Source organism: bacterium (assembly GCA_039961635.1).
Classification (GTDB): domain Bacteria; phylum 4484-113; class 4484-113; order JAGGVC01; family JAGGVC01; genus JABRWB01.
Map to the genome: position 1 here is coordinate 1 of JABRWB010000063.1, position 14,346 is coordinate 14,346.

General features: G+C 54.6%; 13 protein-coding genes. 4 read left to right on the forward strand and 9 right to left on the reverse strand.

Annotated elements, in window-relative coordinates:
* Positions 1 to 101: 101 nt before the first annotated feature.
* Positions 102 to 1,736: a ribosome biogenesis GTPase Der gene (der, locus tag HRF49_09850; GenBank protein ID MEP0814952.1), complete on the reverse strand. Its 1,635-nt coding sequence runs from the start codon at positions 1,734 to 1,736 to the stop codon at positions 102 to 104.
* A gap of 91 nt (positions 1,737 to 1,827) precedes the next feature.
* Between der and HRF49_09855 the strand changes: the two genes are divergently transcribed.
* On the forward strand, positions 1,828 to 3,906 hold the full coding sequence (locus HRF49_09855) for a DUF2012 domain-containing protein (protein ID MEP0814953.1): 2,079 nt from the start codon (positions 1,828 to 1,830) through the stop codon (positions 3,904 to 3,906).
* A gap of 35 nt (positions 3,907 to 3,941) precedes the next feature.
* Here the strand turns inward: HRF49_09855 and HRF49_09860 are convergent, their stop codons facing one another.
* The 7 genes from HRF49_09860 to HRF49_09890 form a co-directional block, all read right to left on the reverse strand.
* Positions 3,942 to 4,733, reverse strand: coding sequence for a thiazole synthase (locus HRF49_09860; protein ID MEP0814954.1), 792 nt, complete (start codon positions 4,731 to 4,733; stop codon positions 3,942 to 3,944).
* A 101-nt stretch (positions 4,734 to 4,834) separates the two neighbouring features.
* Positions 4,835 to 5,854, reverse strand: a complete 1,020-nt coding sequence (locus tag HRF49_09865) for a hypothetical protein (GenBank protein MEP0814955.1) — start codon at positions 5,852 to 5,854, stop codon at positions 4,835 to 4,837.
* On the reverse strand, positions 5,838 to 6,206 hold the full coding sequence (gene rbfA / locus HRF49_09870) for a 30S ribosome-binding factor RbfA (protein ID MEP0814956.1): 369 nt from the start codon (positions 6,204 to 6,206) through the stop codon (positions 5,838 to 5,840). Before rbfA ends, HRF49_09865 begins: the two co-directional genes overlap by 17 nt.
* Before the next feature lies 1 nt (position 6,207).
* Positions 6,208 to 8,733 carry a translation initiation factor IF-2 gene (gene infB / locus HRF49_09875; protein MEP0814957.1) on the reverse strand — a complete coding sequence of 842 codons (2,526 nt, stop codon included), beginning with the start codon at positions 8,731 to 8,733 and terminating at the stop codon, positions 6,208 to 6,210.
* Between the two features lie 23 nt (positions 8,734 to 8,756).
* A complete protein-coding gene (locus tag HRF49_09880) occupies positions 8,757 to 9,086 on the reverse strand; it encodes a YlxR family protein (GenBank protein MEP0814958.1) in 330 nt (109 codons plus the stop codon).
* A 1-nt stretch (position 9,087) separates the two neighbouring features.
* Positions 9,088 to 10,206: a transcription termination/antitermination protein NusA gene (nusA, locus tag HRF49_09885; protein ID MEP0814959.1), complete on the reverse strand. Its 1,119-nt coding sequence runs from the start codon at positions 10,204 to 10,206 to the stop codon at positions 9,088 to 9,090.
* A complete protein-coding gene (locus tag HRF49_09890; protein MEP0814960.1) occupies positions 10,203 to 10,664 on the reverse strand; it encodes a ribosome maturation factor RimP in 462 nt (153 codons plus the stop codon). The genes nusA and HRF49_09890 overlap by 4 nt, the downstream gene beginning before the upstream one ends.
* 398 nt (positions 10,665 to 11,062) lie before the next feature.
* Between HRF49_09890 and HRF49_09895 the strand changes: the two genes are divergently transcribed.
* Positions 11,063 to 11,650: a YbjN domain-containing protein gene (locus HRF49_09895; protein ID MEP0814961.1), complete on the forward strand. Its 588-nt coding sequence runs from the start codon at positions 11,063 to 11,065 to the stop codon at positions 11,648 to 11,650.
* A gap of 42 nt (positions 11,651 to 11,692) precedes the next feature.
* Here HRF49_09895 and rpsT read toward each other — a convergent pair whose 3' ends face one another.
* Positions 11,693 to 12,136, reverse strand: a complete 444-nt coding sequence (rpsT, locus tag HRF49_09900) for a 30S ribosomal protein S20 (protein MEP0814962.1) — start codon at positions 12,134 to 12,136, stop codon at positions 11,693 to 11,695.
* Between the two features lie 265 nt (positions 12,137 to 12,401).
* Here rpsT and mce point away from each other — a divergent pair, with 265 nt between their 5' ends.
* Positions 12,402 to 12,800: a methylmalonyl-CoA epimerase gene (mce, locus tag HRF49_09905; protein MEP0814963.1), complete on the forward strand. Its 399-nt coding sequence runs from the start codon at positions 12,402 to 12,404 to the stop codon at positions 12,798 to 12,800.
* Positions 12,801 to 14,342, forward strand: coding sequence for an acyl-CoA carboxylase subunit beta (locus HRF49_09910; GenBank protein MEP0814964.1), 1,542 nt, complete (start codon positions 12,801 to 12,803; stop codon positions 14,340 to 14,342).
* Positions 14,343 to 14,346 lie beyond the last annotated feature (4 nt).

The following is a 14,346-nucleotide window of genomic DNA, read 5'->3' on the forward strand; positions in this document are numbered from 1 at the left end:
AAGCTGCTCCGCTGGAACTCCCCGGCAGAGGCCATTTACGAGGAACTGCTACACTTCCCTAACCCCGAAAGTGTTGCACTTCATTTTTGAATCCGGGCGCCTTATCTGCGCATGGCGCGCTTCTTTTTTTCCTGGAAAATCAGTTTGATAAAAGTCCCGCGCAGGCCAAAATGCTCGCGAATGGCGTTCTCCAGAAATCCGCGGTAGCTGAAATGAACGCTCTTCTTCAAATTCACCCAGAATTTGAATGTCGGAGGGCAAATGGCGACCTGCCGCACATCGTAAATTCGGAGCGGATTGTTCTTCATCACCGGCGCGGGATGGAGTGTGATTTCCTCTGTCAGCACTTCCAGCAGAGTGGCATTGTCCACTTTCCGGTGATACTCGTCCCAGGCCGAAACAATCGCGTTCATCAACTCGTCGAGTCCGAAGCGTTTCAAGGCGGACATAAATACGATTTCAGCCCATGTAATCTTTTTCAAATGCGTGTTGACGTATTTCATATACTCCGCCCGGACTTCGGGATGATCTTCGGCGAGATCCCATTTGTTCACCGCAACCACGACGGCCTTTCCTTCTTCGCCTATTTTCTTGGCCACCAACTTGTCCATCTCGTAGATGCCTTCGACCGCGTCGATGACAAGCACAGTCACATCCACCTGCGGGAGCTTCTTTTCCGTGCGGACCATGGAATAAAAATCCACCGATTCCTTTATGCGGGAGTGCTTTTTAAGTCCCGCGGTATCGAGCAGCGAAAACCGCCTGCCGTTCCATTCGAGTTCGACTTCGATAGGATCGCGCGTCGTACCGGGAAGGTCGCTCACTATAATCCTATTCTCGTCAATGAGCGCGTTGGCAATGCTGGACTTGCCCACATTCTGGCGCCCCAGAAACGCGACGCGGATCGTTTCCTTCGACCAGTCCCGGCCGTCGAAGAAACCATCGTCGCCAGCCCCGTCCTCGTCGTTTTCGGAATCCTCCTCGTCTTCGCCGGAATCGTCCGATTCGGGCGGTTCGACTTCTTCAAGATCCAACAGGCTGAATTTCGACTTTTCCGCTTTCATATGCTCGAAAATGCTCACATCGCCGTCGAGCGCGACATCGGAAGATTCTTCTTCGTCCTGCGCCTCTTCCTTCGATTCGAGCGGCCCGCCCTGCCCCGCCAGTTCTTTTCGAAGCTTGCGCTCGGCCCTCGAAAGCTTCTCTTTCGCGGGCGGCTCATAGCCCAGCTTGTCGTTGATCAAATCCAGCAGCATGTGGAAATACCGCCCGCTTATCGCGCTGACTGCAACCATGTCCTCGAATCCGAGAGAGTAAACCTCGGCCGAGTCCGCCTCGTCCTTTTTCGAGTCGACCTTGTTGGCGACCGCGATTACCGGCTTTCCGGCTTTCCAGATTTCATGTCGCACCATTTCGTCCGCGGCGGTAATTCCAAGCTTCGCGTCCACCACGAACAGCACCAGGTCGGCCTCTCGCAGCGCTGCAAGCGCGTTTTCGCTGACGATTTCATGGAGCGGGTCAGCGCTTTCGCGCGCGATTCCCCCGCAGTCCACGACGCGGAAGCGGTTGCCTTCCCACTCGCTTTCGCCGTAGATGCGGTCGCGGGTCACGCCCTCCATCTCGTCCACTATCGCAACCCTTCCGCCTACAAGCCTGTTGAAAATGGTTGACTTGCCGACGTTCGGCCGCCCGATAATCGCGACTAAGGGGAGTTCGGATGTCTTTTTGCCTGCCACCGGGGCGATTATACAATGGGGCTTGTCAGCGCGGTCACAAGCGGCGATGGATGCGGCCTGGTATAGGCGCCTTCGTATAATTAAATTGCCTATGAAACTAATTTCATTGTATTTGGTCGTTGCGATTTTGGTCGTCACGGCATCTGCACTGGCCGGTTGCAGGGGCAATCCCCCGCGGGGCGATTATGCAAATCCCGTGCTTGACGCGGCGCTTTTGGATTTGCGCGCGATGGATGCCCCTGCAGGGGCAGATCCCGTAATATTCGCCCGGCTCAAGGCTGCGCTGGAGATCGCGCTGCTCGAAAACACGATGGCGGGGTTCAAGCAATCAAGCGGCGTTCCGGCAGGACAATCCGGCAAGGTGATGAACCTTGCTTACAATGAATCTACTGGCATGCTGACCTGGACATACCGCAACAATGGGGATTACGACGTTTCCGGCGAAGTCGGAGTATCCGACATCACGCCGATTGCGTTGTCTTACCTTGCAATCACAAATGACGGCCTGGGGGACGACGCCAAAGAGGCCTGGATCGACGGCGACGGAAGCGGCGAAGTAGCCGTGTCCGACATCACGGCGATAGCAATCAACTTCCTTTCGCAAGTGTCCGCTTACAAAGTTATAACCGCGGAAAGCGATGCGGGGCCTTTCGCAGAAATCGCGCGAGTCCCATTTTCATCCGTAACCAAGACTTTTCCGCCCCGGTTCTCGGTCGCACTTCCCGAAGGGATACAGCGATTTATTTGGGTTGCCCCGGTCGATTCGAACGATGTTCAAGGCCAGCTTAGCAATCCGCTCGATTTCGCGTTTCCGGAAATTGAATCAATCTCACCCGCGGGAGGTGTGGAGGAAGAGCAGGTTACGTTTACAGCCGTGGTTTCCGGAGAGCCTCCCTTCACTTACGAGTGGGATTTCGGAGGCGGCGCAACACCGAACACATCCTTCGAGGAATCTCCGACGGTCGCACTCTCCGCGAAAGGGAATTATGTCGGCAGCCTGACCGTCACGAATTCCGCGGGCAGCGACACGCAGTCCTTCGCGATTTCGATTGCGGGGCGCAAATTTCCCGTTTCCGGCACCGTCCTTCATTTGGGAACCGGACTGGAGGGCGCGACGCTAACGCTCGACAGCTCGCAATCCGTTCAATCCGCGGCGGACGGAACTTATTCTTTTTCCGAAGTCGAAAACGGCGACCACGCCATCGTCGCCACTCTTGAGGGCTACACATTTCAGCCGGCTACGGCGCTGATAACGGTTTCCGGCGCTCCGCTTACAGGAATCGATTTCACGGCCACATCAGATTACTTCGATGTTTCCGGAACGGTGGCATCCGATGCAGGCTCGCCATTCCCCGATGTGAATCTCACATTGACCGGCGGCGCGGTTCCGTTCCAGACGACATCGCTGCAGGACGGCACATTTGCGTTTTCAAATATCCCCAACGGCATATACACGTTGACCGCCGAAAAAATCGACATTACATTCGACCCGGCAAGCCTGGAAGTAACTGGTTCGGGAGAGCCGGTCGGCGGGCTGGATTTCGTCGGCCACTTTGCCTGCGATTTGCAGCATTATCCTTATTGGTCAAACGGACTCGTCGTGCATCCTCAAATCGGCACGAATATAGACATTTTCGTGCAGTCGGGAGAAGGGGTGCCGGGCTGGACGCCGGAACTCGAAACCGCGGCGCGCGCCGGGGTTGTCAAGTGGAACTATATCGGCAACCTGTGGGGATTGTTCAATGTGCGGTTCACCGACGACCTGCAAAAGGCCGAAATATTGCTTTCGTGGGTTTCGTCGCTCGGGGGCGACACCGCGGGACTCGCAACTTGGAGCGGCTCCGGCGGCCAGATCGAGCTGCCGATGACTATAGACCTGGCGGTGTACGTGCAAGGCAATCCGGTTGACGCCGCCCTCGAAGAAATGGTCGCGGCGCATGAATGCGGCCACACGCTTGGGATATGGGATCACTCATCCTATATGGAAGACGTAATGTATCCATACGCGATGACGGGAAATCCTTCCCGGCGCGACAACTGGACGATGTTTACATGCTGGCACGATCCGCCGCAATATACAACCGGCGGCAGAGGCCCGTCGGCCGCGGGCAAGGAGCGGGTGACCTTCAGCATAGCGTGCGGATTGGATGATATTCACAACAACAACTAAGGCGGCAAACGCAAGTTTGCATGCGATGCAACCAACTACTCCGTAACGCGCCCTTCCGTAGGCGACGATGCCGTCGCATATTCCTTTTTCGGAATTCTGCCGGCAAGATAGCCCAGCCTGCCCGCTTCGCAAGCCAATCTGAATCCTTCCGCCATTCTGACCGGATCTTCGGCTTTCGCGATTGCGGTGTTGACTAGAACCGCGTCCGCGCCGATTTCAAACGCCTGTGCTGCGTCGCTCGGCACTCCAAGCCCAGCGTCCACGACTACCGGCACGTTGATCGCGGGATCTTCGAGGATGAACTTGAGCCGGGTGAAATCCACGAAGCCCTGGCCGCTGCCTATAGGTGAAGCCAGCGGCATAACCGTGTCCGCGCCCGCCTCGACAAGCCTTCGCGCCGCAATGTGGTCGTCCGTCGTGTATGGCAGCACGACGAAGCCTTCCTTTTTCAGGATTTTCGTCGCCTCAATGGTCGCGCCGACATCGGGGAGCAGCGTTTTTTCGTCGCCGATGACTTCGAGTTTTATCCAATTGGTGATGCCCAAGCCGCGCGCGAGCCGCGCAACGCGCAGCGCGTCCTCCATCGTGTAGCAGCCCGCGGTGTTGGGTAAAAGCTGTATCCTAGACAAGTCGAGGTAGTCGATAATGTTCTTGTCCTTGCGATCAGGGGAAATGTCGATGCGGCGGATCGCCACCGTCACGATTTCGGTTCCGGATGCTTCAATCGCGTCCCGCATTATTTCCGGAGAGTCGTACTTGCCCGTGCCCAGCATCAACCGGGACGAGAACTGCCGCCCGCCGATAACAAGTGGCCTGTCTTCCCGCATAGATTTCCTCGCTTGCGCCATGCCGGCGATGTTTCTATACCAGGCAAGCCTGCAATCTTGGCCGATTTGGGCCAAACGATATCAATTTCCCAACCTGCGAATCAAGCCAGTCGCTCGCCCAGCCTTTGCAAAACCTGCCCGATTGCATCCTCAAGATTCCCCTCCACTTTAAAGCCAGCGGCCGCGGGATGCCCGCCGCCGCCGAAACTCACCGCGAACGAGGCGAGGTCGAAACCGTTCTTGCTTCGCATGCTTACCTTTATGCCGGTACCGTTTTCCTTGAAGAAGATGGACAACGGATATTCGCCGATCGTCCTGATCAGGTCAACCATGCCTTCGGTATCCGACTGGGAAGTGCCGGTCTCCTTGAGCATTTGCTGGGTCTGCCAGGCGTAAAGCGCTCCCAGCTCGGGCACCGCAGTCAGAGTGGAGAGTATCCGACCGAAGAGCTGCATCTGGTTGACGGTTCGCGTGTAATAAACATCTTCAATCACTTTGGATGGATTCGCGCCAAGCTCAACAAGCTCGCCCGCCACTTCCAGCGCGCGGCGGTTCGTGTTGCTGAAACTGAACCGTCCCGTATCGGTGATCAACGCAACATAAAGGTTAACAGCGATTTCCTTTGAATATTTGCATCCAAGCGCTTTCACGATGTCGTGGACCAGCACGCCCGCCGCGGCGCAATCCGGACATACCAGATTTACATCGCCGTAAAAAGTATTGCTGATATGGTGATCGATGTTTACGATTCGGCAAGCTCCGCCGCCGCCGGGTTTCACGCCGAGAGCAATCAATTTGCTCGCATACTGCTCGCCTAGCCTGCCAAAATCTCCGTTGTCGAGTATCGCAATCGTATCCGGAAGCTCATCAGGCAGCGTATCCGGGTGTTCAAGTTCGGAAACGCCAGGCAGCTTCGAGTACATCCGCTGCAAGGGATCGCGCGAAAACGCGCGTGCGTGTTTGTCAAGCGAGCGCAATGCATGAAGCAAACCCAGCGTGGAACCGTACGCATCGCCGTCCGGTTCTTCATGTGTCAAAACCCAGACGCTATTCGCCCTCAACAACTCGGCCGCGACTTCCGCGACTTTGGACGGGTAATCTTTATCAGTTGTTTTGTTCATCTTTCCTTGGGTATCCAAGTTCGCTTAGAAGTTTGTCAATCCGCATTCCGTGCTCAATCGAGTTGTCAAGAATAAATCTCAGCTCCGGCACTTTGCGGATATCGTGAAGCCCCGCAAGCTCGGTGCGAAAGTACCCGCTTGCAGCCTTGAGAACGGCCATGGCCTGTTTCTTGGCTTCATCGTCTCCGATTATCGAGACGTATACTTTCGCGTACTCCAAATCCTTTGAAACCTCGACGCCAAGCACGGTAACATCTTTAATCCGCGGGTCGCGTGCCTTTTCAAGCACGAGCACCCCAAGGTCGCGTTTGAATTGCTCCTCAAGCCGCGTAATTCGAAGCGATTTTTCCATTCTAAAACCTCGGCACTTCCTTCACGTCGTAAAGGTGAAGGATGTCCCCCGGCTCCACATCGGAAGTCCCCTCGATTACGAACCCGCACTCGTAGCCGCTTGCGACCTCTCGCACGTCGTCTTTGAATCGCCTAAGTGAGCGAAGCGAACCTTCGAACAAAACGTCCGTTCCGCGGCGCAGCCTGAACTTCTTGCCGCGTTCGGCCTTGCCGTCAAGTACGTATCCTCCGCAGATGACGTTGTCTTTTGTCGTGCGGAATATCTCGCGAATCTCCACCTTGCCGAATTCAAATTCCTCGAAAATCGGCTCAAGCAGGCCAAGCATCGCCTTTTGAATGTCCTCGGACATCTGGTAGATGATGTCGTACATCCTGACGTCCACTTTTTCCTGCTCGACGAGCCGCTTCGCACCTGACGTGAGCGTAGTCCTGAAGCCGAGCACGATCGCCTCCGATGCGGATGCGAGCATTATGTCGTTTTCGTTTATCTGGCCCACTCCATGCGACAGGACATGCACCTTCGTGCCTTCAACATTTATGCGGCCAAGCTCCGACAAAATCGCTTCTTCGCTTCCGCCGACATCGCATTTCAGCACGACATTGAGATCCTTGACTTCGCCTTTTTCAAGGCGGGAGTAAAAATCCTCCAAACTCGCCTTGATCATGGGAGTGCGCTGCAGCTCCAAACGCTCGCGATCCTTGCGCGTTTCGATTATCTCTCCGGCCTGGCGCTTGTTGATGAAAGCGAAAATTTTGTCGCCGTTCGACGGCAGGAAATCGAGCCCGATTAGCCTGACAGGGCGGGAAGGGAGCGCCTCGTCGACCGATTTCGCCCACTCGTCCTCCATGCGTTTGATCCGCCCGCCGGACGTGCCGCATACAAGGTACTGCCCACGCCGGAAAGTACCCTGCATCACCAGGACCGTGGCGATTACGCCTTGGCCGGTGGTAATCTGGGATTCGATTACTACCCCATACGCTGGAGCCTTGGGATCCGCTTTTAGATCAAGAAGCTCCGCTTGGAGCAAAATCATGTCCAAAAGCTCTTCAATGTTTTCACCGGTGAGCGCGGAAATCTTGACGAAAATCGTGTCGCCGCCCCATTCTTCGGGCACCAATCCAAGCTCTGCGACCTGCGACATCGTTCGCTCGGCGTTGGCGGACGGAAGATCGTTTTTGTTAAGGGCGACGATAATCGGGACATTGGCGGCCTTGGCATGTTCGACAGCTTCCTTGGTTTGCGGCTTGACGCCGTCGTCGCAAGCCACCACCAACACCACGACATCCGTCACTTGAGAACCGCGCGCGCGCATTTGAGTGAACGCGGCATGGCCGGGCGTATCCAGGAATGTGATTTGCTTGTTCTTATAAACGATTTGATAAGCGCCGATGTGCTGCGTTATTCCGCCGCTTTCCTGCGCGACGACGTTAGTGTGCCTGATGCGATCGAGCAGTTTCGTCTTTCCATGGTCGACGTGGCCCATCACCGTAACAACCGGCGGGCGCGGGACCAGATTGCCCGCGGAAACGCGGTCGAACATTTCAAGAACATCTTCCGGAGCTTCTTCGTGCTTCACTTCATAAGGTATTCCGAAATGGTCGGCGACCAGCTGAACCTCGTCTTCGCTTACGACGTGGTTGATGTTGGCAAGAACGTTCAAGTCCTTCAACAGGAAGCTGATAATGTCGCCGACCTTTACTCCGGTTTTCATACTGATGTCCCGCACCGACATATCACCTGTGATTTTCAGCGTCGGAATCGTTTTCGCCGCGGCGGGAAGGTGCTGCTGAAGCCCGCCTTTGATTTTGAAAACCCGCTTTCGGCTTCTGACGGGCTCCGCCTCATCCGGCAGCTTGACGATCTCCTTGATTTTCTTTTTTACCGGAACCGGCGCCTTGGGCGGCGGGCCTGCCACGACCGCGCCGCGCTTTTTCTTTAGAGCCTTGGATTCCTCTTCCGCCTTTTCCTTTTCATCGGCTTGAACGGCCGGCTTTTCGGCCGCGGGTTTTTTGGCTGCGGGTGTAACAGGCTGGGGCTGCTTCAACTTCGGCTTCTTCTCCGGAGCAGCTTCAGGGGCTTCCGCGGGCGCAACCGGCAGAGCGGGAGCGGCTTCCGCCGCTTCGGCTGCTTTTTTCGCCAGTTTTTTGACTTCCAAATCTTCCTTTTTAAAAAAGGTTTTGGGAGCGGCCCTTCTTTGCGGCGCGGCTTTTTCTTTGGGAAGTGCGCCAAGATCCTGAACGCCGGCGTCAGCCCTCACTCTCGCCGGACCGATTCTCCGGGTTTTCGGCGCTTGCTCGGCGGACGGGACTTTGGCTGCCTCTTGGATTTCGGCGCGCTCAGGCAATCCGCCTCCCTGAACCCTGGCGAGCAGCTTCTCGTAAGTGGCCTGGTCAATTACAGCCAACAGGCCGCGGTTGTCCTTGTCCTCCCATCCGATTTCCTCCAGCAGCTTTTTTACGCGGGAAACGGTGAAGCCCGGGCCAAGCTTCTTGGGCAAGGACGCTATCTTGTATGTATCAGCCGCCATAAACCTCCAGTAGGTGGAAACTTTTAGTCACAGGCATTCAGCCGCCTTTTGACCGCAACCAAAAACCGTCTTTTAAGGATGAACCATTCTGTTTCGTCCAAATGAATGTGAACGCGGTCGTGCTTGCTTCGTTTGAAATCCACTCGCCCGCGCCCGACAAGCAAATCGAAACATCCTTCTCTCGGGCAAAGGTAGATGCTCCGACCGAAGGACTGTCGCGCAGCACTCAACAGAACAATCTTGCCATTTCTCAGATTAAATCTTAGCAAGTAATTCTGTGGATGGCGTTCCCCGCATCCAAGACAAGTGCGGATCGGCTCACGACGATCGACTGAAGGAATCGGAATACTCAAGCTATTCGTCAGCCCCCTCATAGCCTTGCGCTTCCCCCGCTCCCTCTTCCGCGGCGGAATCCGTGCCTTCCACTTCCTCGATTTCTTTCACGCTTTTTACATCGAGGTAGTACTTTGTGAGCTTGGATGCAAGCCTTACATTACGCCAGCCCTTGCCGATCGCAAGGCTAATCTGGTCATTCGGAACGATCACGATCGCCCTCTTTTCATCTTCGAATATCTCCACGCTGGCGACCTTCGCAGGCGAAAGCGCTTCGGCAATATATTCGAAGGGATCTTCGCAGTACGGAATAAGGTCTATTTTTTCGTCGTGAAGCTCGTGGCTTATTGCGAGGATTCGGATTCCCTTGCTGCCAATGCAGGTTCCAACCGCGTCGAGTTCGGGCATCAAGCTTTTAACGGCGACCTTTGCTCGATAACCGGGTTCGCGCGCAATTCCAACGATTTCAATCGCACCTTCGCGGACTTCCGGAATTTCGTTTTCCATAAGCTTCCTGATTAGGTCGGGATGGCTACGGGAAAGCACCAGCATCGGAGTCTTACGAGAGGTGCGCACATCAATCAGCAACGCCTTGATTCGCTGTCCGGCGTGGTAACGCTCGGTGGGTATCTGCTCCCGATAAGGAAGAATGGCCTCCACATCGCCTTCCACGTCAACGAAAACGTCCTGCCGGTCCACATAACGGACGCTGCCATTGATAATTTCAAACATTCGGTGCTTAAATTGATTCAGGACGCGATCCTTCCTGGCATCCTTGATTGCGGTAACGATTTTCTGCCGTGCGTAGTGAATAGCCAGAAGTCCTAGATTGTCCAGCGATACCTCGGACAAAATGATATCGCCTTCCTCTGCATCCTCGCTGATCGCGCGCGCTTCTTCCAGTGACATCTGGTAAACCGGATCCTCGACCTTGGCGACAACCGTTTTCCTTAGGTAGGCTTCTATTTCGTTCTTCTCGCCCAATTCGACGTCTACAACAAGGTTTTCCACCGGACCGTTGCTTTTGTAGTAGGCTGTGCGGATCGCTTCGCGAAGCGATTCGAAAATCACTTCGCGGCCAACACCTTGGGAAGACTCTATCTCCTGTAAGGCCGAAACGATTTCGGCATTAAGTTTCATACATCGGCCACCAGCCTTACTTCGATTACATCCGATCTCGCAATTCCAATCGCGGAAATTCCTGTCCCGCCGTCAAACGCCAGGTTGATGCGCTCCGCATCGAATGAATCGAGCTTGCCCACGACGGTTTTCTTTTTTCCGTTGTCCTTGAAGCTGACTCGAATGTTGGAGCCCGTGAATCTGGAAAGATCCTTGTCACGCTTCAAAACACGATCCAATCCGGGACTTGACACTTCCAATTTGGAATTGTCGTCGAACACTCCGAGCGAAGCAAGAAACATCTTCAGCGGCAAAGACACGGACACGCAATCGTCAATAGTTATTTTCGTGGTGTCAAGCTTGTCCAAAAAAACGCGGTATGACCTCCCTCGCGGGCTAACCGAGCTGACCTGGAAGTCCACAAGGTCAAATCCATACCTTGATACGAACTTCCCGATCTCATCTTCCAGTTTAGGCAAAGACAGGTACAACCAAACCACCTTTACTCAACAAAGCAGAAAAGCCACAAACGTGGCCTTTCTTTGGACCATGCGGCCCATTAAAAACACGCTTGTTTAGGTCGGAAAAATTATAGCGTATTCGCGCGGCTTTCACAAGACAAAAACGCAACATAACTGCGATTGGACTTTCGGACATCGCGGACTCACGAACAGCACAAACAACAGCTCAAGCTGCCACCGCGGTTTCCCGGGTCAAAACACGCAAAACCCTTAACCAATTTGTAACAAGTTGTTAAAAGCTGATTTGCAATGGGCTAGTTTGCACTGCTAAGGGTAGAAATAAATGAGGATTGAAACAAGTAAGCGCTTTCTGCGTCTTACTGGATGTTACTCCTTGTAATCTGGGGGTTACCGCCATGACGGAGGAAAGAAAAGCTGGACTTCTCTCGAAGGAAAGGGACGAGCGCATCCACCGGATGATCGAATCCTTCTTCGAAGAGAAGAAATGGCGCTACGAAATGCTCGAGAATTGCGTTTGGCGAACCTCTCTCGGAACAAATCTGAAGCGCTTCGATATTCTTGTGTATAAGGCCAGCGATAATGTTCTTTTCATTAACCTGCTTTTCCTGAAATTGCCCGAGAGGTGTCCTTCGGTCGTTTTCAGGGAGCTGCTGGAAGCGAACAACAGAAACTTGCAGGCCTTTTTTTCGGTGGATCCCGAGGACGATTTTGTTTATGTGCTAGCCTCGGTTTTCATCGACGGTCTCACTTACGAGCAGTTCAACTTTGCGCTGGACGATGTTTGCGTCGTAGCCGACCGCGAGTTTCCGCGGATAGTAAAGCTGTTGTACGAGCTTGGTGATTCCGGACCGAAGCCCGGCGGCGGTGAAGGCGGAGGACTGCTTGACGAGGACATCGCGGAAATCCTGATCGAAGAGGGCGGCGGCGCGCTTGCAGTTCCTCGCAAGCTTTCCAACTTCAGAAACGACGCGGGCTTCGCTTGAGCAATACCGAAACCGAGAAAATCAACTTGTAGTGTTCGCAGTTTAAGCTTGTTCCGGTTCGGTAACCGATGCCGACGAGTCGCTGCCGGCACCGGCGGTGTCCGCAGCAGGAGCCTCGGCGCCGGCGTCAACCGGCCGGTCCAACGTCTCCGGAGCTATTGCAGCCGCTTCAACCGGACCGGGCTTCGCCGCTTCGACGAGTTGCTCGGTTTTTTCCACGCGAGCGCGACGGAACAATTGAACAAGGCGCGAAATCTTTCGGGAGGCGGTGTTCTTGTGGATAACGCCTCTAGATGCTGTCGAAAGCAGCGTGCTTTGCGCGCTGCGCAGGGCTGACTTCGCATCGTCGTCGCTTACTTCCGCATTTACAATAGCGGCGCGCGCGCTTTTGAGGACGTTTTTCATCCTCGTTTTGTAGTGCTGATTCCTCAACCGGTTGCGCCGGTTGATTTCAATATGCTTTTTTGCCGATTTTGTGTTTGCCACTCGGTGCTCCTGAAAAAACCCGCGTCCGAAGGAACGAGTCCGGCGGAAGCGGAAGAGGGATTATAGTCCACTGGCGCTTTTTGTCAATCTCGCCGGCTTCGGGCGCTTGAAACACCCCTGCCGACTGGCTGCAAGCGCGCTCTCCAAGCGCTTTAACAAGGCAATGTAGACTAAATAATCACTAAGGAATTACCTTGTCACGCGTGTGTCCTGTCTGTGCTACCATTTATGCCCGCCGGGATTTTGGGCGGCGGAAGAGGCCTAATTGCTTACAATCGACCATATCGGCATTGCTGTGACCGATTTGGATGCCGCGCTGGAACGCTGGCTCGCGTTGCTCGGTTTGAACGCGGATCAAGTGGAGCGGCACGACGTTGCTCACGCGAGGATGACTATGGCTGTTTTGCCGGCGGGCGGCGCAAAGATTGAGCTGATGGCTCCCTGGGACGCTGAAAGCGTAATTTACAATTTCATCGAAAAGCGCGGGCCGGGAATCCATCATATCTGCTTTGCAACGTCGGACATCGGAACAGCTTGGACCAAAGTTAAGGCCTCGGGACTCAAGGTTTTGGACGAAGAGCCCCGCGAGTCGCTTGGAGAACTCATCGCGTTTTTGCATCCAAAATCAATGGAAGGCGTTCTAATCGAATTCAAGGAGAGCTAGATGGCCAAAAAGCTCACTACCGAAAGCAGAATCAAGGATCTCGAAATCCGGCGGCAAAAGGCGCTTCACATATCTACCGCCGAAGCGATCGAAAAACAGCACGCCAAGGGAAAGCTGACTGCTCGCGAACGTCTTGACATTCTGCTCGATGAAAACACATTTCAGGAATTCGATCTTTTCACACAAAGCCCTTCAGCCAAGATTCCGGGCGACGGAGTAATCACCGGTTTCGGAGCAATCAACGGCAGGCGAGTGTGCGTGTTTGCGCAGGACTTCACAGTAATGGGAGGCTCCTTGGGCGAGCGCCACGCCGCCAAAATCTGCAAGGTGCTTGATTTCGGAACCAAAGTCGGCTGTCCGATTATCGGGCTCAACGACAGCGGCGGAGCGAGAATCCAAGAGGGAGTTCTTTCACTCGGCGGCTACGCGGACATCTTCCTTCGCAACACTATGGCGTCGGGAGTGGTTCCACAAATTGCGGCGATAATGGGGCCTTGCGCCGGCGGCGCCGTTTACAGCCCTGCCCTGATGGACTTTGTGTTCATGGTTCGCGATACAAGTTTCATGTTTCTGACCGGCCCGGACGTAATCAAGGCGGTATTGAATGAGGAAGTCACGTTCGAGGAGCTCGGCGGCGCGCTGACTCACAATCAAACAAGCGGAAACGCCCATTTCGCGGCGAAGAACGAGATGGATTGCCTCAATCAAATTCGCAAGCTTATCACTTATATTCCCGCGAACAATATGGAGAATCCGCCCAGGATTGCGGTTGAAGACCAGGTAAATCGTAAAGAAGACGATCTGGCGACCATCATTCCCGACGATCCTAACCGCCCGTACGACATGAAGCGGCTCATCAACTTGATTGTCGACCGAGGATCGTTTTTCGAAGTCGCCGCGCTGTACTCGCCAAACCTGATTATCGGCTTTGCAAGGCTGAACGGGATGACGGTAGGAGTCGTCGCGAACCAGCCGAAGGAGCTTGCGGGTTGCTTGGACATAAACTCGAGCGTGAAGGGCGCGCGTTTCGTGAGATTCTGCGACGCATTTAATATACCCATTGTAACTTTCGAGGACGTACCAGGATTTTTGCCCGGAACGCATCAGGAATGGAACGGCGTCATTCGTCACGGCGCAAAGTTGTTGTACGCATACTGCGAAGCCACGGTTCCAAAGCTTTTGGTGATTACACGCAAGAGCTACGGAGGAGCGTACTGCGTTATGTCGTCCAAACATATTCGCAGCGATTACAACCTTGCTTGGCCGACCGCGGAAATCGCGGTGATGGGTGCGCAGGGCGCGGTCAATATCATTTATCGCAAGGAGCTTCAGACGTCGAAGAACGTCGAAAAAACTCGCCAAGAGCTGATCGACAAGTACACCGAGGAATTGATGAATCCGTATCTCGCGGCGGAACGCGGATTCATCGACGAAGTGATCGACCCGCGTGAAACGCGGCCCAAACTAATCGCGGCGCTGGAAATGCTTCAAGGCAAAGTGGATCTCCGCCCCAAGCGCAAGCATGGCAACATCCCGCTTTAACCTT